This window comes from Salinibacter sp. (genome assembly GCF_036626415.1).
Taxonomy (GTDB): Bacteria; Bacteroidota; Rhodothermia; order Rhodothermales; family Salinibacteraceae; genus Salinibacter.
The window spans coordinates 76829-99380 of the sequence record NZ_JAZKRW010000001.1; the positions used below are offsets into that span (position 1 = coordinate 76829).

Annotated in this window: 26 protein-coding genes; 9 read left to right on the forward strand and 17 right to left on the reverse strand. The window is 64.5% G+C overall.

What is annotated here, in order from left to right; all coding sequences use genetic code 11:
* Positions 1-38 precede the first annotated feature (38 nt).
* Positions 39-893, forward strand: a complete 855-nt coding sequence (locus V5A20_RS00335) for a 3-hydroxyacyl-CoA dehydrogenase family protein (RefSeq protein WP_332314385.1) — start codon at positions 39-41, stop codon at positions 891-893.
* 65 nt (positions 894-958) lie between these two features.
* On the opposite strand, the gene V5A20_RS00340 is transcribed toward V5A20_RS00335, so the two are convergent.
* On the reverse strand, positions 959-1921 hold the full coding sequence (locus V5A20_RS00340; protein ID WP_332314386.1) for a PhoH family protein: 963 nt from the start codon (positions 1919-1921) through the stop codon (positions 959-961).
* Positions 1922-2042: 121 nt separating this feature from the next.
* Between V5A20_RS00340 and dapF the strand changes: the two genes are divergently transcribed.
* A complete protein-coding gene (gene dapF / locus V5A20_RS00345) occupies positions 2043-2885 on the forward strand; it encodes a diaminopimelate epimerase (RefSeq protein ID WP_332314387.1) in 843 nt (280 codons plus the stop codon).
* A gap of 28 nt (positions 2886-2913) precedes the next feature.
* Here dapF and V5A20_RS00350 read toward each other — a convergent pair whose 3' ends face one another.
* The gene (locus tag V5A20_RS00350; RefSeq protein ID WP_332326510.1) at positions 2914-4989 is read right to left on the reverse strand and encodes a SurA N-terminal domain-containing protein; all 2076 of its coding nucleotides are present in this window, start codon (positions 4987-4989) and stop codon (positions 2914-2916) included.
* Between the two features lie 248 nt (positions 4990-5237).
* On the opposite strand from V5A20_RS00350, the gene V5A20_RS00355 reads away from it, so the two are divergent.
* Positions 5238-6149: a M90 family metallopeptidase gene (locus tag V5A20_RS00355; RefSeq protein ID WP_332314389.1), complete on the forward strand. Its 912-nt coding sequence runs from the start codon at positions 5238-5240 to the stop codon at positions 6147-6149.
* On the opposite strand, the gene V5A20_RS00360 is transcribed toward V5A20_RS00355, so the two are convergent.
* The 3 genes from V5A20_RS00360 to rplU all read right to left on the reverse strand — a co-directional run bounded on the left by V5A20_RS00360 (position 6142) and on the right by rplU (position 8209).
* Positions 6142-7383, reverse strand: a complete 1242-nt coding sequence (locus tag V5A20_RS00360; protein WP_332314390.1) for an aminotransferase class V-fold PLP-dependent enzyme — start codon at positions 7381-7383, stop codon at positions 6142-6144. The genes V5A20_RS00355 and V5A20_RS00360 overlap by 8 nt on opposite strands.
* A gap of 90 nt (positions 7384-7473) precedes the next feature.
* The gene (rpmA, locus tag V5A20_RS00365) at positions 7474-7734 is read right to left on the reverse strand and encodes a 50S ribosomal protein L27 (RefSeq protein ID WP_332314391.1); all 261 of its coding nucleotides are present in this window, start codon (positions 7732-7734) and stop codon (positions 7474-7476) included.
* A 52-nt stretch (positions 7735-7786) separates the two neighbouring features.
* Positions 7787-8209, reverse strand: coding sequence for a 50S ribosomal protein L21 (rplU, locus tag V5A20_RS00370; RefSeq protein WP_332314392.1), 423 nt, complete (start codon positions 8207-8209; stop codon positions 7787-7789).
* 134 nt (positions 8210-8343) lie between these two features.
* Here rplU and V5A20_RS00375 point away from each other — a divergent pair, with 134 nt between their 5' ends.
* Positions 8344-9006 (forward strand): fumarylacetoacetate hydrolase family protein, encoded by a 663-nt coding sequence (locus V5A20_RS00375; protein WP_332314393.1) that lies wholly within the window; start codon positions 8344-8346, stop codon positions 9004-9006.
* Positions 9007-9056: 50 nt separating this feature from the next.
* Positions 9057-9662, forward strand: coding sequence for a pyridoxamine 5'-phosphate oxidase family protein (locus V5A20_RS00380; protein ID WP_332314394.1), 606 nt, complete (start codon positions 9057-9059; stop codon positions 9660-9662).
* Between the two features lie 10 nt (positions 9663-9672).
* Here V5A20_RS00380 and V5A20_RS00385 read toward each other — a convergent pair whose 3' ends face one another.
* The 9 genes from V5A20_RS00385 to cruF form a co-directional block, all read right to left on the reverse strand.
* Positions 9673-10716, reverse strand: coding sequence for a threonine aldolase family protein (locus tag V5A20_RS00385; protein WP_332314395.1), 1044 nt, complete (start codon positions 10714-10716; stop codon positions 9673-9675).
* 44 nt (positions 10717-10760) lie between these two features.
* Positions 10761-11240: a transcription elongation factor GreA gene (gene greA / locus V5A20_RS00390; RefSeq protein ID WP_332314396.1), complete on the reverse strand. Its 480-nt coding sequence runs from the start codon at positions 11238-11240 to the stop codon at positions 10761-10763.
* A 190-nt stretch (positions 11241-11430) separates the two neighbouring features.
* The gene (locus tag V5A20_RS00395) at positions 11431-12360 is read right to left on the reverse strand and encodes a S66 peptidase family protein (RefSeq protein ID WP_332314397.1); all 930 of its coding nucleotides are present in this window, start codon (positions 12358-12360) and stop codon (positions 11431-11433) included.
* A gap of 41 nt (positions 12361-12401) precedes the next feature.
* On the reverse strand, positions 12402-12692 hold the full coding sequence (locus tag V5A20_RS00400; RefSeq protein WP_332314398.1) for a LapA family protein: 291 nt from the start codon (positions 12690-12692) through the stop codon (positions 12402-12404).
* 67 nt (positions 12693-12759) lie between these two features.
* On the reverse strand, positions 12760-13881 hold the full coding sequence (locus tag V5A20_RS00405; protein WP_332326511.1) for a glycosyltransferase: 1122 nt from the start codon (positions 13879-13881) through the stop codon (positions 12760-12762).
* Between the two features lie 30 nt (positions 13882-13911).
* Complete coding sequence (locus V5A20_RS00410) at positions 13912-14535, reverse strand: hypothetical protein (RefSeq protein WP_332314400.1); 624 nt, start codon at positions 14533-14535, stop codon at positions 13912-13914.
* Between the two features lie 5 nt (positions 14536-14540).
* The gene (locus V5A20_RS00415; protein ID WP_332314401.1) at positions 14541-15218 is read right to left on the reverse strand and encodes an acyltransferase; all 678 of its coding nucleotides are present in this window, start codon (positions 15216-15218) and stop codon (positions 14541-14543) included.
* Positions 15219-15245: 27 nt separating this feature from the next.
* Complete coding sequence (locus tag V5A20_RS00420; RefSeq protein WP_332314402.1) at positions 15246-16160, reverse strand: phytoene/squalene synthase family protein; 915 nt, start codon at positions 16158-16160, stop codon at positions 15246-15248.
* Between the two features lie 36 nt (positions 16161-16196).
* Positions 16197-17069, reverse strand: a complete 873-nt coding sequence (gene cruF / locus V5A20_RS00425) for a bisanhydrobacterioruberin hydratase CruF (protein ID WP_332314403.1) — start codon at positions 17067-17069, stop codon at positions 16197-16199.
* A gap of 187 nt (positions 17070-17256) precedes the next feature.
* On the opposite strand from cruF, the gene V5A20_RS00430 reads away from it, so the two are divergent.
* The 3 genes from V5A20_RS00430 (at position 17257) to V5A20_RS00440 (ending at position 18941) form a co-directional block, all read left to right on the forward strand.
* Positions 17257-17967 (forward strand): WbqC family protein, encoded by a 711-nt coding sequence (locus V5A20_RS00430; protein ID WP_332314404.1) that lies wholly within the window; start codon positions 17257-17259, stop codon positions 17965-17967.
* A 75-nt stretch (positions 17968-18042) separates the two neighbouring features.
* The gene (gene dcd / locus V5A20_RS00435) at positions 18043-18600 is read left to right on the forward strand and encodes a dCTP deaminase (protein ID WP_332314405.1); all 558 of its coding nucleotides are present in this window, start codon (positions 18043-18045) and stop codon (positions 18598-18600) included.
* A 50-nt stretch (positions 18601-18650) separates the two neighbouring features.
* Positions 18651-18941: a hypothetical protein gene (locus V5A20_RS00440; protein ID WP_332326512.1), complete on the forward strand. Its 291-nt coding sequence runs from the start codon at positions 18651-18653 to the stop codon at positions 18939-18941.
* A gap of 22 nt (positions 18942-18963) precedes the next feature.
* Here the strand turns inward: V5A20_RS00440 and V5A20_RS00445 are convergent, their stop codons facing one another.
* Together V5A20_RS00445 and V5A20_RS00450 are read right to left on the reverse strand one after the other, a co-directional pair.
* Positions 18964-19890, reverse strand: a complete 927-nt coding sequence (locus V5A20_RS00445) for a dihydrodipicolinate synthase family protein (protein ID WP_332326513.1) — start codon at positions 19888-19890, stop codon at positions 18964-18966.
* Between the two features lie 61 nt (positions 19891-19951).
* A complete protein-coding gene (locus tag V5A20_RS00450) occupies positions 19952-20785 on the reverse strand; it encodes a ZIP family metal transporter (RefSeq protein ID WP_332314407.1) in 834 nt (277 codons plus the stop codon).
* Between the two features lie 205 nt (positions 20786-20990).
* Between V5A20_RS00450 and V5A20_RS00455 the strand changes: the two genes are divergently transcribed.
* Entirely contained in the window at positions 20991-21335 is a 345-nt protein-coding gene (locus V5A20_RS00455) for a hypothetical protein (protein WP_332314408.1), read from the forward strand.
* A 45-nt stretch (positions 21336-21380) separates the two neighbouring features.
* Here V5A20_RS00455 and V5A20_RS00460 read toward each other — a convergent pair whose 3' ends face one another.
* Positions 21381-22370 (reverse strand): potassium channel beta subunit family protein, encoded by a 990-nt coding sequence (locus V5A20_RS00460; protein WP_332314409.1) that lies wholly within the window; start codon positions 22368-22370, stop codon positions 21381-21383.
* Positions 22371-22552: the final 182 nt, after the last annotated feature.

Genomic DNA, 22552 nt, shown 5'->3' on the forward strand with positions numbered 1-22552 from the left:
GTGTACGCGTTCTTGCTCACAGACCCGCCGTTCTTCGCATGTCCGTGCACACCACCGCCGTCGTGGGGGCCGGCACGATGGGCAATGGCATCGCTCACGTTTTCGCCCTCCACGGCTACGACGCCACCCTGATCGATCTCGACGCGTCGTTGCTCGACGATGCCCAGTCGACCATTGAGGGCAACCTGTCCCGCCAGGTCGACAACGACGTCATCGCGCCGGAGGAGAAGTCCGCCGCTCTCGACCGACTCTCGTTCACCCCCGACACGCCCGAGGGCGTGGCCACGGCCGATCTCGTTGTCGAGGCTGTGCCTGAGGAAGAGGACGTGAAGGCGGAGGTCTTCGGCATGCTCGACCAACACGCGCCCGCCGAGGCCATTCTTGCCTCCAACACGTCGTCGATCTCGATTACCTGGATTGCTGACCAGACCGCCCGACCGGATCAGGTGATCGGGATGCACTTCTTCAACCCGGTGCCGGTGATGACGCTCGTCGAGGTGGTGCGGGGGCAGCGCACGAGTGACGCGACGTTCAACGTGGTGGCCGGCGTCGCGGAGAATCTGGACAAGAATCCCGTGGAGGTGGAGGACTACCCCGGGTTCGTGTCGAATCGGGTTCTCATGCCCATGATCAACGAGGCGGTCTTCTGCGTGATGGAGGGCGTGGCCGAGCCGGAAGACATCGACACGGTGATGGAGTTGGGCATGAACCACCCGATGGGGCCCCTCACGTTGGCAGACTTCATCGGCCTGGACGTGTGCCTGCACATCCTGGAGGTGCTGCACGAGAAGCTGGGCGACGACAAGTATCGCCCATGCCCGCTCCTCCGTCGCAAAGTGACGGCCGGCCAGCTGGGACGCAAGACGGGTGAGGGGTTCTTCGAGTACGACTGACAACGGTCGCGTAGAATTTGGGCGCCCGGCCCGGCCGAGTCTAGACGCACGGTCCCGATTCCGGATTACTCGTCGTGCTCCTCATAGGCGGCGATGATGTCGCGCACCAGGCGGTGCCGGGCCACGTCCTCGCGCTCCAGGTAGACAAACTCGATCCCGTCGATGCCTTTGAGGATGTGCTGGACCTGAATGAGGCCGCTCGCATTCCGGTCCTGAAGATCTGTCTGCGTGATGTCGCCCGTCACGACGGCCCGGCTGTGGGGCCCGAGCCGGGTCAAAAACATCTTCATCTGGCTGGTGGTGGCGTTCTGCGCCTCGTCGAGAATCACAAACGAGGACTTGAGCGTCCGGCCCCGCATGTAGGCGAGGGGAACTACCTCCACTCGGTCCTGCTCTAGCGACTCGGCCAGCTCGTCCCGGGGCATCATCTCGCCGAGGGCGTCGTAGAGCGGCCGCAGGTACGGCGCCACCTTTTCGTAGAAGTCGCCCGGCAAGAACCCGAGCTCTTCGCCGGCCTCCACGGCGGGGCGGGAGAGGACAATCTTGTCCACCTCATGGTTGTTGAGCGCGGCGACGGCCAGCGCCACGGCAACGTACGTCTTTCCGGTCCCGGCGGGCCCGATGGCAAACACCACGTCGTTGGTCGCGGCGGACTGGACGAGGCGCTCCTGGTTGGCGGAGCGGGGCTTGATGATCTCGCCGTCGGGCGTGGTGAGGATCAGGTCGCGCTGTCCAGGATCCGTCGTCGGGGCGGTTGCGGTTGTCCCGTCCGAGTCGAATAGGGCGAGGACCGTGTCGACGTCCTCTTCGGTGAGGTGCTCGTTGCGCTCAAGGAGCGTCATCATCTCGCTGAAGACCCGCTCGACTTTCTCCAGGGTGTCTGGTTCGCCTTTGAGGTGAACCTCTGTGCCCCGGGCTGTAATTTGCGTCTCCGGGAATGCGTCCTCGATCTTTCGGAGGTAAATGTCGTTAAAACCGAACAGCAGAAGCGGATCGGCACCGTCAATGCTCAGTTGTTTTTCGGGCAACGGGATCAGGGGGGTAATGAGCGCAGACTGCGAAATTGGGGTAGATGTACGGGGGGCACCGCCAATCGTGCCGAGGGCGGGGGATGGTCACGAGCTATACACGATCGAACCGAGTGGTTGAATGGTTTCGTTTACCAAGATGCACGGGGCGGGAAACGATTTTGTCGTCCTCGACAACCGGTCGCTCCATCTCAGCCCGGATGAACTGGCGGCCTGTGCGGCTGCGTGGTGCCCGCGCCGCTACGGGGTCGGGGCGGACGGGCTCTTGGCCCTCGATACGCCTGCCACCTCGGCGGCCGACTATCGGATGCACTACGTGAACGCCGATGGATCGCGGGCGACCATGTGCGGGAACGGCGCCCGGTGCCTGTTCCGGTTTGCCCGCCGCGCCGGACTTCAGAACGATCCGCTGGCGTTCGATACCGATGCCGGACTGTATCGGGCCACGTCCTCGGGGGACGACTCGGCAGGGGTGCGGCTCTTCGTCCCGGACGTTACGGATCTCCGGACGGATGTGTCGCTCGACCGGTCGGTGCCGCAGGCCATCCGGGAGCTCTACTTCGCACATGCCGGCACGGAGCACCTGGTGGCCGTCGTGGACGACATCGACGCCGTTCCGGTCCGGGATTGGGGACGGACGCTTCGCCGCGATCCAACCCTGGCGCCGACTGGAGCAAATGTTAATTTCGTGGAGCTGAAGGGGGCGCATGACCTTGGGCTCCGCACGTACGAGAAGGGCGTGGAGGACGAGACGCCGTCCTGTGGCACCGGGGTTCTGGCCGCGGCGGTGGTTGCCGAACGCCTTTCGAGCACGAAGCGCTCCCAACCGATCGGGGTCGAGACAAAGGGCGGTCGGCTCACCGTGGGGCGGGCAGATGCGGGCGAGGGGACCTCCTTGTACCTGGAGGGCCCAGTGGCAATGGTGTTCGAAGGGCGCATCGACCGCCCGAGGGCCCTGCGCTGATTGGGTCGTCCTTGCGTGCCCACACGGGCTACCGCAGCTGTGTGCGGTTGTCCTTAATCGTGGCGTTTTCCTTCAGGGCCGCGATCCAGTCGGCCGACACCTGCTGTCGGCGTTGCTTGAGCAGCTCCTGACGGATCTGCTGTCGCTTTTGGTCAGTCAGGGGCGGCGGGGTGGTCTTTTGGGTCGTCTGCACCACGAAGGCGGCGTTGTTGCCTTCGACCACGCTGGAGGTCTCGCCCTCATCAAGCCCGAGGACAGTGCCCACAAACTTTGGCTCTTGACCGAGTCCGGGCACGGTGGTCGTGGAGTAGGTGATGTCTGACTGGGTGCGAAGCTCTGTGCCAAGCACGTCCGGCAGGGCATCGAAGGGGTTCTGCGTGAGGGCCTGCTCCATGCGCCGGGTCTGCACGGCGCGCTTCTTTTGAAGCTCCACCCGGGGACGAATCTGCGACTTCACCTCGCTGAAGGGGCGGTAGCCTTCGGGCGTCACGCTCGTAACCTCCGCCACCACGAATTTGTCGGCCACCTCGATCACGTCGCTGATCGCACCTTCGGAGGCCGACTCCAGAAACCGGGAGAGGGCTGGGCTCTGGCCGATTCCAGGGACGGAGGACTGGTCGGTTTCCACCTGCACCTCCTCCACAGACAGCTCCAGGCGCTGGGCTTCTTCCAGGAAGGCCCCTTCCTCCTCGGCAAAGTACGCGAGGTCGCCCAGTAGACTTTCCTTGTCGGAAAGGGTGGCCTGGCTCGGGCTTAGGTTATACGCCAAGTCGGCCACCTGGACGGCCTGAGAGGCACGGGCTTCTACGTGGATGAGGTGGTAGCCGAATTCGGAGCGAACGGGGCCGACCAGGCTCCCGGGGTCGGCCTCAAAGGCGGCATCCTCGAACGCGTCCACCATGCTGCCACGGGCAAACCAGCCGAGGTCCCCCCCGTTCGAGGCCGAGCCGTCGTCGGAGTACCGACGGGCCATTTCGGCAAACGAGGCGGCACCGGACTCGACGGTGTCCCGGAGCGCCTGCAGCCGACCCAGCAGCTCCGAGTCCGCCTGGTCCGTCTTCAAGAGAATGTGGCGGGCGTGCAGGAAGTCGTTCTCAGCGGGGCGCGTGTCGCGGATCTTGAGGAGGTGGGCCTGGCCGCCGCCGAAGACCGGTCCCACGACCCGTCCCGGCTCGGGGGTGGCGTACACCGAGTCGGCGACACGAGCGCTCATCTGGTCGGGGGTGCGGTAGGCGCTCGAGAAGTCCTGGTCCGAAGCGTTGTTGACCAGGAAGAGAGAGTCGTTCTGAGTCGTTGCGAAGTTCCCTCGAAGCGTGGATAGGTCGTCTGAGATGGCCGAAGAGTCTTCTGCCGTGGCCTCTTTTGAGGTAGTCGCGTACTGAAGGGTGACGGTCTTCTCGCGCTTGAAGTCTTCGCGGTTGTTGTCGTAGTAGTCCCGGAGGTCGGACTCGCCAACCGTAATCGAGTCGTCGGACACGCGGGCGTACCGCAGGGCGACGTACTGGGCCGACGCGGACGCATTCTGGCGGTGATAGTAGTTTTCGACATCCGACTCCGAAACCTGGATCGTGGACTGAACGAGAGAGTTCATCTTCTGCTGGCGCCGCTGCCGACGCAGAAATTCCTCAAGCTTGATCCACTGGGCGCGGGCCTCAGAGTTGGAGGCCATGTTCTGCAGAAGGTTGTAGTTGATCTGCCCCGTCGAGTCCGCAAACTGCTGGCGAATGATGGGATGTGGGGTCTCGCCGAACACCATGTCTTCCACCTCAGAGTCGGTGACCGAGATCCCCAGCCGTCCCATTTCCTGTTGCAGGAGCTCCTGGTTGATGACCTGATCGTACGCCTGCTCCCGCACTCGGCGCTCCATCTGCGGGTTCATATCGCTGCCCAGCTGTTCCTGGAATCGCTGGCGCTGGCGCTTGAGCATGCGCTGATACTCCTCCTGCTGAATCGGACTGCCATTCACGGTGGCCACGTTCCGATTCGTCTGGTTCATGGCCGAGAAGACGTCGGAGTCCTGAAGCGTCCAGATGACGCCGAACGAAATGACGAGGATCCAGAGAATCACTCCGGTGTTCTGCCGGAGCGTGTTCATCGCGCCCATGGAGATGTGTGGTCGTTGGTGAAGGGGAAGCGGGCTGGGAATGGTTGACAGACCGAAGATGAAATACGCTCTCCCCATACCTTGTTCTGTGACAAATTGTTCGCATCCCTCAGCCGTGCACCGTGAGGGGGTGGGGCGGCTTGAAGATCCTTTAGGGGCACACGATCTGGGTCGGTTTGTAAAAGCAAAGACGCCTTCAGACCCAAATTGTAGAGCCACTCGTTTTCCTTCGCCGGTGTCTTTCTGCCATGCGCATCGCCCGACGTTCTTCGATGATCACGATGGGGTTCTTGGCCCTGATTCTCGGCGGCGGGGGCGCGGTGATCGGCCACGAAGTCACTTCGGTCGGGCCGGCGCTGGGCCTCGTGCCGGCGGCGGTGGTGCTTGGGGTGGGGCTCCGCCGCCCCTGGCGGCGCTGGCGGGTGGCAAAGACGGACCTCTCGTCCGCCTTCAGCCGCTGGCTGCGGAGACAAGTGCCCCTTTACGCTCGGCTGGACGAGGCGGGCCGCACCCGGTTCAAGCGCGACGTGCAGTTTGCCTTGGACGAGTATTCCTTTGAAGGGATCCAGGGGGTAACCGTCACCGACCCGCTGCGCCTCAGTGTTGCATCGAGCATTGCGGTGTTGCTTCACGGGCGGCCCTCCTGGGAGCTTCCGGGGAGCCGGTCGGTGCTCTTCTACCCGGAGCGATTCGACGAGACCTACCACGAAAACATCACGGCTAGCTACGACGGCATGGCCCACCAACAGGGGCCAATCATCTTGACGGTGGCCGCCGTCCGGCAGAGCTGGGCGGATCCGGGCGACGGCAACAACGTGGTGCTCCACGAGTTGGCCCACCTGTTTGATTTCGACAACGAGGGCGCCGACGGCGTGCCGTCGCTCGTGGATCCGGGCTCGGCCCCCGATTGGCAGGCGCTCGTGCGAGACGAGATGCGGCGCATCGAACAGGGGCGATCGCTGTTGCGGCCGTACGCGGCGGAGGCGCCGTCGGAGTTTTTTGCGGTGGCCGTGGAGCACTTCTTCGAGCAGCCCGGCCCGATGGCGCGTCGGCACGACGAGCTTTTCCGGGCCCTGGTGGCATTCTTTCGTATTGATCCCCGTACCGGGGCGGTGGGCGACGCGGCGGTGGAGGCCGCGGCGGAACCGGAAGCTACGTGACCGGGCCGGACGTGTCTACGGAGCGGGAACGGTAGGTGCCCGCCGCGAGCGCGTCGCCGATGAGGTCGAAGGCCCGGTCGATCTCGCCCGTGGTGTTCCAAACGAAGGGGGCCATGCGGAGAACCTCATTGCGGCGGCTGTCGGTGTAGACGTGGTGCTCCTTGAGGTGGGCCGCAAGGCGCTCGGCCTCCGGCACCTCCAGAAGGACCATGGCGCTCCGCTCGTCGGCGGCGCGGGGCGAACGGAGGGGCACGTCCAGGGCGTTGGCGCGCGCGATGGCGCGATCGGTCAGTGTGAGCGAGTGGTCGCGGACGGCGTCGAGGCCCAGGTCGAGCAGCAGGCGGACGCCCTCAACGGCGTGGTACATGGGGGCCACGGCGGTCGTCCCGCCAAGGAACCGTCGGCGCACGTCGGGGTGGGGGTGCGGCTTGGTTCGAAACTCGAAGGGGGCCGCGTTCCCGAACCAGCCGGTGAGCCGTGGGGTCAGGTCCAGGCCGTTGCGCAGGTACACGAATGTATTGCCGGCCGAGCCGGAGGCCTCTTTGAGGAGGCCGCCCACATAGAGGTCACAGCCGAGATGCGTGACGTCGATCGGGCGGGTGGCGGCGGCGTGGTAGCCGTCCAACAGAAACAGTGCGTCGTGCCGTTGGGCCCGTTCGGCGACCGATCGTAAGAACGAGGCCGGAAGACAGGCCCCGGTCGTGAACCCGACGTGGCTAAGGGCCACGAGGGCGGTGTCGGGGCCGATGGCGCCGAGCAGTGCCTCGCGATCGACACGGCGGGCGTCGGTGGGGGACACGATGTGCGGATCGAGGTCGCGGAGGGTGCTCCACCGCTGGGCGCTGTGGAGGATGGAGGGGAATGCCGTTTCGGAGACGAGAACCTCGTCGCCCCGGGCGCCCACCTCGGGACTGGAGAGGAGGCACTGAATCGTCCAGTGTACGCTGGGCTGCAGGATGCACGTATGAGCTGGCGCCCCGAGGAGGGGGGCAACAAACTCATCGCCGAGATAGGTCGGGAGGGTCCACCAGCCAACTGGATCGTCCGTGTCGGGACGCCAATGGTTCGGGACCCTGTTCCAGGCGTCCACCCCGTGCTGGCGCCAGTCTTCCGTAAATTGCTCCATCATGTGGGGCACCCGTTCGGGCTGGAGGCCGTGGGTGAACGACCGGAGCTCCACCGCGTCCGGCTCGTCGGGAAAGCGGTACGCGGAAGGAATGGGAGGGGTAGACATGGTGGGTCAGGGAAATTAGCCTCAAATGCAAAAAGCTCCTGCCGCACAGTGGCGGGAGGAGCTTCCTGCGGGGCAAAATGGGGGTGGGACCTAAGCCTCTTCGGGCACGATGTGGACGTACTTCCGATCGCCGCCGCTGCGGGAGAACTTGACGACGCCGTGCTCCTTCGCGAAGAGCGTGTCATCGCTCCCGCGGCCCACGTTGTGACCAGGGTGGAACTTGGTGCCGCGCTGGCGCACGATGATGCTGCCCGCGTGCACGTGCTCACCGCCGTACGATTTTACGCCGAGATAGCTAGGGTTGGAGTCCCGTGTGTTTTCCGTAGACCCCATGGCTTTTTTGTGTGCCATGGCAACCTCGTAGGAATTGATTCGACAAATTGATACAGGGAGGCGTGACCGGTTACGCCTCGGTCGGTTCAGCGTCAGGGACTGCGTCGGCCGTGTCGTCGTCCTCCTGGCCGGACGCGTCCGTTTCCTCCTCCGTGGAGGAAGCAGCGGAGGAGCCGTTCACGTTCAGCGATTCGATCGCAATTTGCGTGTACTGCTGCCGGTGTCCGCGCTTAACGCGATATCGTTTGCGCCGTTTCTTCTTGAACACGATCACCTTGTCGCCCTTTACGTGCTCCTGCACGCGGGCCGTCACCGAGGCCTCTTCCACCGTCGGCGTGCCAAGGGTGACCTCCCCGTCGCCGTCGGAGACGAGAAGCACCCGATCCAGGGTCAGTTCCTGGTCGGCGTCCGCGTCCGAATGATAGGGGACGTACAGGGTGTCGCCCTCTTGAACCTTGAACTGCTTGTCCTTGACGTCAACAACTGCGTACATAAGGCGTCTCTGCTTTGGAGCACCGGGTTGATTACCGACGCGAGAGTGACCGGTTTTGGCGCTGTGCTGAAGGCTAGCCACGCACCACCTGTGCATCCGTTCCTCCCCACTCATTAGTCCGCCTTCCGTTTCGCATGAAGATCTCAATTCCTTCCCGTGCCCGTCCCGTGCCGGTCGGCAAAGTCCTCTGCATCGGCCGCAACTATGCCGACCATGCCGCCGAAATGGACCGGGACGTCCCGGACAAGCCGATGGTCTTTCTGAAGCCCCCGTCGGCCCTCCTCCGCTCGGGGGCGTCCGTCCAACTGCCGCCCCAGTCGCAAGACGTACACCACGAAGTTGAGCTGGTGGCCGTGGTTGGGCAAGAGGGGAAACGGATTCCTCGGTCGGCGGCGCTCGACCACGTCGCGGGCTACGCCGTGGGACTGGACATGACGGCGCGCGACCTGCAGGCCGAGGCCAAGGAGCGGCGACACCCCTGGTCGGTGGCGAAGGGATTTGACACCTTCGCGCCCCTCGGGCCCATCCGGCCCGCGGAGGCGGTGGACGATGTGCAGGACCTGACCCTGCGGTTAACGGTGAACGGGGACACGCGCCAGGAGGCCAGCACCCGACACCAAATCTTTTCGGTGCGCGAGCTCGTGCACTACTGCTCGCAAATCTTTACCCTGTCGCCGGGCGACCTGCTCTATACCGGCACCCCGTCCGGGGTCGGGCCCGTGCACGACGGCGACCACCTGACGGCCTCCGCGACGGGGGTCGACCCGTTGAGCGTCTCGGTCGAACGGGCCGGATAGGGCCCCTCGCCCCCCCCTCAAACTGTTTGCACGAATCACTTCCCCTCACGATGTCCATTCCCCGATACACCGACCTCGACACCGTCCACGCCCGCGTCTGGGACGACATCGAGACGGCGGCCCAGGACCCCGGCCACCCGTACCGGCAGCTCACCTTCGGCACGGTCTACGAGGAGACCCCCGACCTCCGCACGGTCGTGCTGCGGGCCGCAGACGCCGACGCGCGGGTCCTGCAATTCCATTCCGACCGTCGCTCGCGGAAGGTGGAGGCGCTCCGCGAAAACGACCGCATCGCGTGGCACGTGTGGGATCCCGACTCCCTGGAACAGGTCCGTCTGTACGGCTCGGCCACTGTTCACCTGGACGACGATGTCGCCGACTCGCTGTGGGACGCCCAGTCGCCCGGGTCCCTCTCCGTGTATCCGCGTCCCTCAGCGCCCGGCACAGCCCTCGATGCCCCCGAGGACGGGCTTCGCCCAGCGGTGAAGAACGACCCGATCACCGAAGAGGACGTCGCGGGCGGCCGGCAGTACTTCGCGGCGATCCGCACGACAATCGACCGGATGGAGTGGTTGCACCTGCACCCGGACGGGCACTACCGAGCCCGGTTTGAATACACGACAGACGGGCGAGAGGGAACCTGGGTCGTTCCGTAGACGCGATGGGTCACTTGGCAGGCGTAGGAGCCCTGTGGGCGTAGGAACGAAGAACGTCTAGGGCTTCCTCAATGGCCGCCATCGAGACATCACGATGTGTGGTGGCGCGGATCGTCGACGGCCCGAAGACCGTCAGCAAGACGCCTTGCTCTCGCAGATGGGCCACAACCTCGTCGGCGGTGTTCTCCGAAACCTCGAACATCACGATGTTGGTGTCTACCGCGTCGGGATCGATGGAAAACGGGGGGCACTCCGCGATCCCACCTGCGAGTCGTTGGGCCTTCTCGTGGTCGTGGGCCAGCTCGGGGCGATGATGGTCGAGGGCGTAAAGCCCGGCCGCGGCAAGAATTCCCGCCTGCCGCATGCCTCCGCCGAACTGCTTGCGGGCGCGACGGGCCTCCTGGAGAAGCGGGGCCGGCCCGGCCACGACCGAGCCGACCGGTGCGCCGAGGCCCTTCGACAACGCCACCCAGGTGATGTCGGCGGGAGCGACCAGCGACTCTTCCGCCACCCCAAGGGCCGCGGCCGCATTCCAGAGTCGGGCCCCATCCAGGTGGACCGCAAGGTCGTGGTCCTGCGCAACTGCCGCGAGCGCCTGAATCCGGTCCAGCGAGTACACCACCCCGCCGGCCTTGTTGGCGGTATTTTCGATCGACAACACGCGGCTCCGGGGCGACACGTCCGCCTCAGGACGGACGGCGGCCTCGACCTGCGGGGGAGAGAGGCGGCCCCGGTCGCCGGGAAGCGGGTGCAGCTGGACCCCCGAGAGGAGGCCCGCCGCCCCGGTCTCGTAGTTAAAGACGTGGCTCCCGCGCTCCAGAATCACTTCGTCCCCGGGATCGGTGAGGACACGAAGGCAAATTTGATTCGCCATCGTCCCGGAGGGAACGAACAAGGCGGCCTCCGTCCCGAGGCGATTGGCCACCCGTTCTTGCAGCCGGTTCACCGTGGGGTCCTCTCCGTAGACGTCGTCGCCGACCTCGGCCTCATACATGGCCGCTCGCATGCCGTCCGAGGGGCGCGTCACGGTGTCGCTCCGAAGATCGATGGGCATCGTGAGAGGGCGGGTGATCCGGAGGGAACGGCGACAAGGATGCCTTAACGAGCGATGTTTTTGATTTTGAAGTGTACGGTGCCGGCCGGCACATCGATGGAGACCTCGTCCCCCTCTTCACGAGCCAGCAGGCCTTCGCCAATCGGGCTATCTACAGAAATTTTGTTTTCGGAAATGTCGGCCTCTTCCTCCGAGACGAGCGTGAACGTTTGTTCGTCGCCGGTGTCGAGGTTCTCGACGGTGACGTCGGACAGGATGTATGCTTTGCTGTCGTCGACCGTCGACTCGTCCACGATGCGGGCCCGTGCGATCGTGTCTTCGATTTGCTTAATGCGGGCCTCGAGCTTGCCCTGCTCTTCTTTTGCGGCGTCGTACTCGGCGTTTTCAGAAAGGTCGCCCTTGGCCCGGGCCTCGGCAATCTCATCGGCGATGCGGGAGCGTTCCTCCGTTTTGAGGTGGCGGAGCTCTTCCTTCAATTCTTCGAGGCCCTGTTCGGTCATGTAAACGATCTCGTCGTCAGCCATGCTGCTGGGATCCATTGGTCCACTGTTGCGCGAGTGCAAGAGTGCCGCACATACCAAAAAAGGAACGCCACGGCCGGAAGCGGCAGCGGCGTTTCGTGGGGCACCCTCTGAATACGGTTTCCATTGTTCGGGCAGACACGAAAGAAGTTCCCTCCCGGTGGCCTTACGCCATGGCCGCGCATGCGCGGGACTACGGGGCCACGAGCGAGGCCTCGGCGTTCAGGGTGGCGTCCGTCGGGGAGGCGTGGAGATGCACCGGGAGTCCAAGGGGAAGTGAGCAGCGGGGCAGGTGGTGGCCGTATGGGAGTCCCGTCACGACGGGGTAAGACCGATGGGCCAGGTGGTCCCGAAAAACCTCGTCGAGGGACAGGGTTGGCGGGTCGGGATCCAGCGGCCCGGTCGTGAATGTTCCGAGGACCACGCCGGACACGGCGTCCAGCACGCCGGCCAGTTGGAGGTGGGCAAGCATGCGGTCCACCCGATAGGGTGCCTCAGCGACCTCCTCGAGCACGAGAATAGCGCCCTCGAAATCTGGGGCGAAGGGGGTGCCCACGAGACGCGTCAGGACCGCCAAATTGCCGCCGAGCAACGGCCCCGACGCGGTTCCGGCAGTCAGTGGAGTGAGGGTGGCGTCGTAGGTGTCCACGAAGCTCGGGGTGCGTCCCTCGCACCAATCCCGGCATGCCGACAGTGTGGCCTCGTCGGCCTCCCCCCACTCGGTCACCACGGGGCCAGAGAGCCCCACCCAGCCGGCCCGGGCAAAGAGCGCAAGGTGGAGGGCCGTTACGTCGCTGTATCCGACCAGCAGGGTGGGGTGGGTTCGCGCAAGATCCCAGTCGAGGTGGGGAAGGAGGCGAAGACAGCCGTATCCACCCCGCACACAAAAAATTGCACGTACCTCCGGGTCCTCCAGGGCGCGGTGCAGCGCGGCGACACGGTCGGGGTCGGGGGCGGCGAGGTAGCCCCGCTCGGAGCCCGATGCCCAGAACGGTCGCACGTCATACAGGGTGCGCAGGCGGTCCAGGCCGGCCTGGTAGGGGTCTGAGGCGCGCGGCGGGCTGGCCGGAGCCACAATCGCAACGGGGGCACCGGGCGTCAGCGGTGGGGGGCGACGGAGCACGGGCGTGGAGGAACGGAGTGATCGAGGGGCTCATGCTGGCATCACTTCTCCATGCTCTCCGATCCGCCAGACGGCACCGACGGGCTGGACGATGAGCCCTGGTCCTGTTCCTTCTGCAGTTCTTTTAGCTGGCGGCGGGTGCGCAGCTGTTTAGGGAGGGTGCTCAGGAGGCCCACAAGTACGCCGAAGCCGAAGGTGAGGATCAGAATCAGGGCGGTCGATCCCTGCGTCTGAAAGAAAAGAAGATTCACGTCCATCGTCTGCGGGTTCTGCAGCGCAAAGATGACCGCGAGGATGGCGAGGATCAGTGAAAAGACCAGGCTGAGACGCATGGCAGGGGCAAGGGTTGGAAGGGGGAACTGATCACACCAAGAACGTAACGCCCAGACGACCGTCTGTCTACCGGTTCGTTGGGGCGGGAGACGCCTCCTCCCGGGCAGAGCTTGGGACCGAACGCCCTTTCCACCGGACTCGGTCGCTCCAGTGGTGCACGGCGGAGTCGAACTGGAGGATCAGTCCAAGGAGATATGAGAGCGGAGCAAGCACGGTAATGCGCAGGGGCATGCCGCTGGCCCGGTCGGTCATGAACTTGAGCCCGTACAGGGACGCGAGGAACCAGATGGAGAGCAGCGGGGCGACCAGCCACGTCAGGAGAAACCCCCCATACATCACCGCAAATCGACCTGGGGTGCCGCCGAGCAGGAGGTACGCGTTCTTTCGGAATCCCCGCCAGGCTTCCACAAAGCCCTCATACATGTGCACGGCCACGAGATCCTGCACGTCCAGGAGCGTCGGGGGGTGGCCCTGTCGTTTCAAGTAGCGGCCGATGGCAACGTCTTCGAGGACGGCGTCCTTCACCTGGGCGTGCGGCTCGTGGCGGTGGTACACATCGCGGTTGACCAGCCAGCACTGTCCGTTCAGGGCGCTCAGCGCCGGCAGTTTTGTGCGGGGCACCAGGGGCCAGGGGAGGCTGCTGAGGAGCGCGTGGGGGACGAGGCTGACGAGCAGCAGAGCCGACCCTTGCAGTCGTGGGAACCCGGAGGACACCTGCGTCCGGCTGCCAACGTGCCGGGCGACCAGTTGGCGGAGCGCATCGGGACGGCGCAACTCGGCGTCGGCGTCGAGGAACAGGTAGCATTCGCCCGTGGCCTGGCGCGTGCACTGATGCAGCGCATGCACCTTGCCCACCCATCCGGGCGGTGGGTCGGCTCCTTGGAGTGCCGTGAGGCGGGAATCCTGGGCGGCCATGAGCACCTCCCACGTATCATCCTCCGAGCCATCATCCCAGACGAGAATCTCCAGGTCGGGGTACTCCTGGTCCGTGAGCGTTGGCAGCAGTCGGCGCAGGTTGTCGGCCTCGTTGCGAGCCGGAATGCAGACCGAGAGGGACGGACACGAGTCCGCTGAGGCGGAAGGCTGGCGTCGGATGTACGCGAGGTTGACGAGCACAACTCCCCAGATCCCGACGTGAACGAATGCCAGGGGCAGGATCAGTATGAGGAGAGTAAGCTCAGCCGTCATGAGGGGACAGAAACAGGCGGAACGGGGCGACTACACGTCGGGAGGAGACTCCAAAAACTGTCGGTAGAGAGGGCCGGGATTTTGGCGCATGAGCTGCTCGAAGAGGGCCTGGGCCTCGTCCGGCCGATCGGCCTCTCGCAGGGCCAGCCACTGCCACATGTGGGCCTCCGTCTCCGTGATGGCCTCGCCCTGACTCGTTTCCACGATCTCGGCCAGGCGGGAGAACCGGTCGACGGCGGCAGCGGGATCCTTCCCCGCGATCGCGGGCCGAAAGAGCAGAGACTGTCCCTCCACGAGCAGCACGAAGGGCGCCTCGGGGGCCCGGGCCTTCGCCTGCTCCAGGAGGCTCGTTGACCGCCGTCCATACCTCACGGCGGAAAAGAGGGAGGCCTCTCCGGCGCGATAGGCCCACAGCCCCGAAAGCAAGGCGTACTCCCGGGCCGTTGCATCCGAGAGGGACGACGGAAGATCGTTCAAGACCGACGCGTCCTCGGTGAGGGGGTAGAGGCGGTACCGGACGAGCAGACTGTCGACCCGGGAAGAGGCCTGATCGAGGAGGGTGCGGAGTCGATCGGCGTCCCGTTGCGCGTAGGCCGTCTGGGTTGCTTCGGCGAACGGGGACGACAGCATGGTGAGCAGGAGAATGACGACCATGGGCGCTACAAGTAGCGCTCGAAGAAGGAAGAAGCGAACGAAAAGTCCCACCATTCCTCCAGGCTTTGTCGCCCCCGAAGAAGCGTCTTCGTGGGACGATCCGAAGGCGTCTGGAGACGTTGCCAGAGCCGCTGGAGGCGGTCGTGTTCGTGCCCATCAGCCTCGTGGGGCGTGCCGCCGGTGAGAAAGGCTGTCGGGGTGGCTTCGTTCCGCCAGGTCACGTGCACGGCGTAGGGCCACCATGTGGCGGAAGGGTAGAGGCGGGCAATGCGCGTCACTGCTTCGGCCTGGAAGGCCTGAATGCCGTCCTCTGGGGGGTGAAGCGTCCCGCCTGGGTAGTACACGAGAACGGTGCTGGGGTGGGCCCGAAACCGACGCGCCGTGCGGCGAACTGTGGCGGCCCGGCGGGCGGGGTCGTCGGCGGGGAAGGGCTGGGCGCCCACAGCGGCGAAGAAAGGAAATCGGTCCCACTCTTCCATCCAGAGCGTGGGGCGTCGCTCAAGGCGTGCACGGAACAGAAGCCACGCAAGGTGCCCGTCGTAAAAGTGGTGATGGTTGGCATAGGCAATGACGGGACCGTCGGGCAGATCGGGAAGCGTCCCCCCAACCCAGCACACGCGCCGAAAGGCGTGGCGGAGGTCCCATCGCAGGAGGGCCGCAACGAGCCGACGAGCAAGAGCCACGGGGAGGAAGACAGTCGAGAAGGACACTCAGTGCGCGTCCGAGGTCAGCCGGTGCTTCCGTCGTTCGTATCCGTCGTAGACCAGCAGTGAGAGCTTTCGACGTAGGGACACGTACGCCCGCTGACTGAGATTGTCGTAGGCATTGGCGCGCACCTCGTTCATGATTTCCCGGTACATCCGAGCCGCGGCCCGGATGCCATATCGACTCCGGAAGGGAAGCACGGCCACCCCCTCAAAGCTTTCTTCGTATCGTTGCTCGGCGAGCGCCATGGCCGCCTCCAGGAGCTCCGGATAGCCCTCCGCAACGCGGGCCGCACGCAGGGCCCCCGGCGATACGTCGCAGGTGTCGAGCCAATGTTCCGGAAGGTACACCCGATCCAACTCATCGATGTCCTCCCCGACGTCCCGCACGATGTTCGTGATCTGCATCGCAATGCCCAGCTTGCGGGCGGCCGGCTCCAGGTCGTCGTGCCGGTTCGGGGCGGCCAGGAAGGGAAGCATCATGGCCCCCACGCTTCCCCCCACGAGGTTCGAGTACTCGACCAGGTCCGTTTCGGTGACGACCGGACGGCCTTCCAGGTCCCACAGAGCCCCTTCGATCAACTCGTACATCGGGCCGCGAGGGAGCGACGATTGCTCATGGACCTCGGCGAGGCGGCGCCAGAGCACTGTGTTGGAGGGAGGGTGTCCTGCTAGGGTCTCATCCAGCCGGTCTCGCACTTGTTTCACCTCCTGGAGGGCGCGCTCCCGCCCCACTTCCAGGACCCGCTGGTCGGCAATGGAGTCGACCCGGCGGCAGTAGAGGTAGAGGGTCGCCACGGACATCTGCACAGAGCGGGGCAGCAGATACGCCGCCAGGGAAAAGGTGCGGGAATGGTACCGGAACGACTCCCAAATCCACTGATCTTCGTCGGCACGGGTCTCGAGGGAGAGAGTTGACATGAGGGCGTCCGGGGTGACAAAACGAGAGCGCGTGCGCTATCTGCGCAGAAGCGACACGGCCCGCTTCAGCGAGTCGGGATTGGAGCGCCAGATCAGGGCGAAGGGCACAAGAGTCGCGAGGATGCCGATGAGCGCCGGCAGGTACACATCTCGCAGCAGGCAGATCGCGATCGGGAAGATGCAATTAAGCGCGTATACCCACGGGGCCCAATCGTTCTGGATGGGGGTGTCCTGGCCAATGTATTCGTAGCCGAGGAGAATCACGAGCGTGACCCCGGCCCATCCCGCCCAGTTGGAAAGCGGCATCCCGAAGAACACGCCGTCGACCCCATACTCCCAAAAAGGGAAGGCTTGGTTCATTGCGGGGTCGAGCGACACGTCCCAGAGCACCATGAACAGGGTCCCCAGCAGGAGCGCCCCGGTACGGTGCTTGGTGACGCGACGGGCAAGGTCAAGGGAGACGATTGACATTGCAAACCAGGACGGGGGAATGAAGTACGGGACGTGGCCTGCAATCTTGGGGCCTAGCCACTGCGTGTACTGGTACTCCCCAAACGGAAGGGGAATGCTCCCGAGGGTCAGCCATCCCGTGGTCCCGATCAGTTCACTAGCGCCTCCAATGAGACATCCCCAGGCGGCCATCAGGCTCATTCGCTTCCAGCCGAGGGTGGGGCCGTACATCAGCAGAGGCAGCACTGCCAACAGGGCCATGAACGTCCAGGTGGGCGTCTTCACGAGCTTCGTGTAGATCGGCCCGAAGAAGGCCATGGACGAGGGAACGAGGCGAAGCAACAGCATGCCCGCCACACTGAACGAAATGGCCCCCACGAACAGCCAGAACGCGAACCGGAACAGGAGGTCGTAGTTGTCCTCCAGGGTGGGAGAAGAGGAGGGAGGAGAATTCGACATGAACGAGCGGTCGGGCAGGTTGGTGGGACGACGGGACAGACCCTCCGAAATCGGGCACGGCGGCCCCCCAGAGGAGCGCAAGACCGGAGAGCAAAAAGGCCGGAAAGCTTCTTAGAGAAGGAGGACCATCGCACGTAGCGACACGTCAGAGTTGGCGAGTTATCGGGACCAGTCAACGGTGCAAACCATGATCGCCGTACAGCCGCCAGAGTACTTTCCCCGCCTCAAGTACATGGCTGTAGTTCAGAAAGTGGATCACTTCATCCTTGCCGATACGTTCCCGTACCGGCGGCAATCGTTCCAGAACCGTAGCAAACTGCGAAGCCCGCAAGGATGGCACTGGATCACGATTCCCATTTTTGGCCGACGCAATGGGGCGCCCCTTCGAGAGATCGAGCTGGAGACGGGAGGGCGGTGGCGTGAGAAGCACTGGCGGTCGTTCCTCTACAACTACCGCACGACAAAGTACTTCGAATTTTTTGAGGCCTCGTTCCGTCCATTCTTCGAGCAGACGTGGACGCGCCTCAGTCCCTGCGTCTGTCGGTCCGTCGACCTCCTGGCGGAGCTTTTGGGGCTGCAGACATCGATCATGCGGGCCTCGGAGCTGGACGGCCCCCCCCAAACACTTGGCGGCGTGGCCCGGGCACTGGACACGGAACTGCTGTGCGTCCCATCCGGGCACGCTCCCGAGTCCCTTCCCGAGGGGGTCGACGTACAGGCCGTCGCGTACGAGCACCCCACCTACCGGCAAAATTTTGAAGAGTTTGAGCCGGGCATGTCTGCGGCCGACCTCGCCTTCAACTACGGCCCGGAGGCCCGGCGCATTCTCGCCCGGGGCCGCACCCCCGAGGCGGACGGGCCCGACCCGCATGGCCCCAGGCCACGCGAGACGGGTTGACCTCGGCACCCGTTCCAAGTACCTTTCGTGTGCTTCGGCCTTCTCTTCGCACAATGCATCGAACACATCGCGACTATGATTCTTCCCGACCACCGCATTCGCACCCTTGCGACCGAACACGACATGGTCGATCCGTTCGTCAACGAACAGGTTCGGGAAGACGTGGTCAGCTACGGGCTCAGTTCGTTTGGCTACGACATGCGGGTGGCGGGAGAGTTTCGCGTCTTCACGCCAAACGTCCACAACAGTGTGGTGGACCCGAAGCGGATTGATGAGCGGGCGCTCGTTGAACACGAGACGGACGATCACATCCTGATTCCGCCCAATTCGTACGTCCTCGGTCGCTCAATTGAGTATTTCCAGATGCCGCCGGACACGCTGGGGCTTGTGCTCGGAAAGTCCACCTATGCGCGGTCCGGCATCATCGTCAATGTAACCCCACTGGAGCCGGGATGGGAGGGACACGTGACCATTGAGATCGGGAACGGCACGCCCCTTCCGGCCAAGGTGTACGCCGAAGAAGGCATCGCACAGGTCGTCTTCCTGCAGGGAGAGACGCCGGAGGTGTCGTACGAGGAAAAGAAAGGAAAATACCAGCGCCAGCAGGGCATTACGCTTCCCCGACTGGAGTAAAGAATGAACTGTTCTGTGGGGACGCCCACGACCGATTATTGCCAACCGTCATGGCCAACAAATCCTCTTCAGACCCGACGTCTTCGCGCTCCTGGCGCCGGTGGGTAGCGGGGGCGCTGTTCCTGGTGTTCTTCGTCGGGTTGATGTGGGAGGTCATCAACCCCTACCGGGGCCAGCGCTTCGAGAAAATTCCGCACGGCGACCACGTGCACTATGTCCCGAGAGACCGAAACCCCGACGTTCCGGTGAGCCGCTTTCCCACCGAAAAGCCGGATGCGGACGAACGAATCAGGCCGGACGGACAAGTGGTGCCGCGTCCGACCTCGGAACGAACCCCGTGAAAGAGACCAACAGAAGGGGCCATCATCCGTCGAGGCCTCGCAAGAGCCCCTCGTCATCCAGGCGGTCCGCAATTTCTTTCGTGTGATTCCTATCCGCATCGGAGAGGGGAGCGAGGGGCGGCCGCACCGTGGCCCACTCGGGCGCGTCCAGGTGCTCAGACAGGATGTCCTTTAGGGCCGGAATGGTGGAGAGGGACGCAAAGGCGGTGCGAAGCTCGCTCAGCGAGTCCTGGACGGGGGCCGGGGCCTCGTTGGCGCGCCATTCGGCAAGCACCTTCGCGGCGAGCGCGGCCGTAACGTTTGCGGTGGCGGAGATGCACCCGGCGCCGCCGGCCTCCAACACGTGGAGGAGCAGCCGCTCGGTGCCGGCGAAGACCTGTAGATCCGGGAAGTGGTGGCAGAAGGCCTCCGTGTGGTCCCACTCGCCGCTCGAATCCTTAACCCCGGCAATTTGCTCGGGGTAGTCATTTTGCAGATCCCGGACGACGGAAAAGGGAATCGGGACCCCCGACAGGGCAGGATAGTGGTAAAAGTAGAGACGCAGGTCGGCGTCCCCGACAGTCTGAATCAGCCGGTCGTAAAAGTGGAAAAGGCCCTCTGGCGAAATGTGGCGAAAGTGAAACGGGGGGAGCACGAGGACGCCGCCCACCCCTCGCGACGTTGCTTTGCGGGTCATCTCGACGGCATCGGGGAAGGCCAAGGCCCCCGTCCCGACCAGCAGCCGCTCGGCGGCAGTCCCCGCATCCAGGAGGGCATCCAGGCCCGCCAGGCGCTCGCGGACCGACAGGGAGAGGCCTTCCCCCGTCGTGCCGAAGAGCAGCACCCCGTTGCAGCCATGACGCAGGAGCCACCGGGTGTGCTGCACAAATTGGTCGTGCGCGAGCGAAAGGTCCGAACGGAACGGCGTGAGGCCGGCGGCAAAGACGCCGGAGGGCAGGCGATGGGACATGAAAACGTAGGGCTGTGGAGAGGTCAGGACAAGAAGGGACCGGGGGCGCCGCGCATGCGATCTATCCGAGGGCCACGTCCAACACCATCATCACCGCGAACCCGCCCATTACCCCCAGGGTGGCGAGGTCGGTGTTGTCGTGGCGCTGCGATTCCGGAATGAGTTCCTCGACCACGACATAGATCATGGCCCCCGCGGCAAACGAGAGGGCGTATGGCAGCAGGGGCCGCACGCCCACGACCGCCAGCGCACCCGCCGCAGCGGAGAGCGGCTCCACCACGCCCGACAACTGACCGTACCAGAAGCTTTTGCCCCGCGAGAGGCCTTCGCCGCGCAGGGGCATGGCGACGGCGATGCCTTCGGGAAAATTCTGCAACCCAATTCCGAGGGCGAGGGCGACAGCCCCGGCGAGGGTGGCTCCGGTCGCGACCTCCAACTCAATCGCGGCGGCCCCGAAGGTAACCCCCACGGCGAGCCCCTCGGGAATGTTGTGCAGGGTGATGGCGAGGACCAGCAGCGTCGCCCGACGCCAAGACGTAGAGGGGCCCTCAGCGTCCGCCCGTCGCGCGCCGGGGTGGAGGTGAGGAAGAAGCGCGTCGGACAGGCGGAGAAATACACCGCCCAGAAGAAACCCAATCGTTGGGGGGACCCACTCCGTCACGCCCTGTGCCGCGGCCATGTCGATGGACGGGGCGAGAAGGGACCAGAAGCTGGCGGCAATCATCACGCCGGCCGCGAACCCCATCATGGCGTCGAGGAGGCGCTGGTTTACGCGGCGCGTGAAAAAGACGAGAGAGGCCCCAAGCGCGGTGATTCCCCAGGTAAATCCCCCAGCCAAGAGGGACTGGAAAACGGGCGACAGATGTTCGAACCAGGAGGCAAGCTTCACGGCCACGGGGCGTAACAGGAGTCGTGAACATGGACCACCGGATCTTACAGACGATCCGGGGAAAGAGACACGGCTGATTCCACAGTGTTCGGGCCGGCCTGGACACCGGTACCAATCGCAACTTCCCAGGGGGGCCAGCGTAGGATCGCTTCGACTGGCGACAAGTGCGAGTCAACGATCCGTTTTTTGTGCGTCTTCTCTTTTCCGTATCATGAGCACGCTTGCCGACGGCGAATATCTTTTGACTGAGGTCCACTGGCGACACCAAGACCGGGATGAGGCCCTTCGGCCCTTGCATGGCTTCACCACCGGGACGCTTGTCGTAGAGGGAGGGCGTGCGCACCTCGAGGCGCGGTTCAACGATCAATTTTTGTCGAATCGATTCAGTGACCTGGAGGAAGCCAGCCTCTCCGTTTTGATGCGCGTGGAGGTCTTAGAGGCAGACGATGCCTATACGCTGGTTTGCTCCGCCCCCACTCTTGACCGGGCCGGGGCTTCGTATCGGGTAGAGGTGGACGGAGACCTTTCTGACCCCGCCACCGCGGCCTCCTTATAGGGAGGGCTCTGGCCGTTGCTCCAGTCTGCGGGGACGCAGCGACCGCTACTGATCGCGAAAGTTGGGCCGGGCGGCCGGCTCGTTGTCGAGGATCGATTCGATTCGCGCCTCCGTGGCGTCGTCAATCCGATCCACGACATCGAGGGCCTGCATGTTTTCCTCCACCTGGGACGGTTTGGAGGCGCCGGTGATGACGGTGCTGACGTCCTCGTTCAGGAGGCACCAGGCCAGGGCCAGTTGGGCGGTGCTGCACCCCAGGTCGTCGGCGACGGTTGAGAGCTCGCGGACCGTCGCCAGTTGCTCTTCACGAAGCACTTGATCCTGCAGCCACTCATAGTTCTCCATGGCGAGGCGGCTGTCGTCCGGAATGCCGTCGTTGTACTTGCCCGTCAGCAGGCCGCTGGCGAGGGGGCTCCAGGTCGTAGTGCCCAGGCCGATGTCGTCATAGAGCGGGGCGTACTCGCGCTCCACGCGCTCCCGGTGAAGCATGTTGTACTGCGGCTGCTCCATGGTCGGCGGCACCAGGTGCTCGCGGCGGGCCACCTCATGGGCGTGTCGAATCGCATCGGCACTCCACTCGCTCGTGCCCCAGTAGAACGCGTATCCGTTTTCGATGAGGAAGCTCATGGCGCGGACCGTTTCCTCGATGGGCGTCTGTCGGTCGGGGCGGTGGCAGTACACGAGGTCCACGTAGTCCATCTGCAGACGCTCCAGGGCGGCCTTGGTGCCCTCGACGACGTGCTTGCGCGACAGGCCCCGGTCGTTGGGGCCGTCGCCGCCCCAGAAGATTTTGGTGGACACGACCAGGTCGCTCCGCGTCCACCCCTTCTCTTGAATGATTGTGCCCATCATCCGCTCGGACTGGCCGCCGGCGTACGCCTCAGCGTTGTCGAAAAAATTGACGCCGTGGTCGTACGCGATTTGCATGCACTCGGCGGCCCGATCGACGTCGACCTGGTCCCCAAAGGTTACCCACGAGCCGAACGACAGGGCGGAGACCTTGAGGCCGGAGGATCCGAGAGAACGATATTCCATGGAGCAAAAAGCGGTGGTAAGAAGGGGCAACCGTGACAGGCCTAAAAACGAGCCGTCCGCCGCATCGTGTCGGCGAATTCAGGGCAGTGTGTGAAAACCCCCGTAGATTGAAGGCAGACATCGCCGACACCCAGTGCAGAGACGGTTCGGTTTTTGCACGGTGAACAACAAATTTCCTCGCA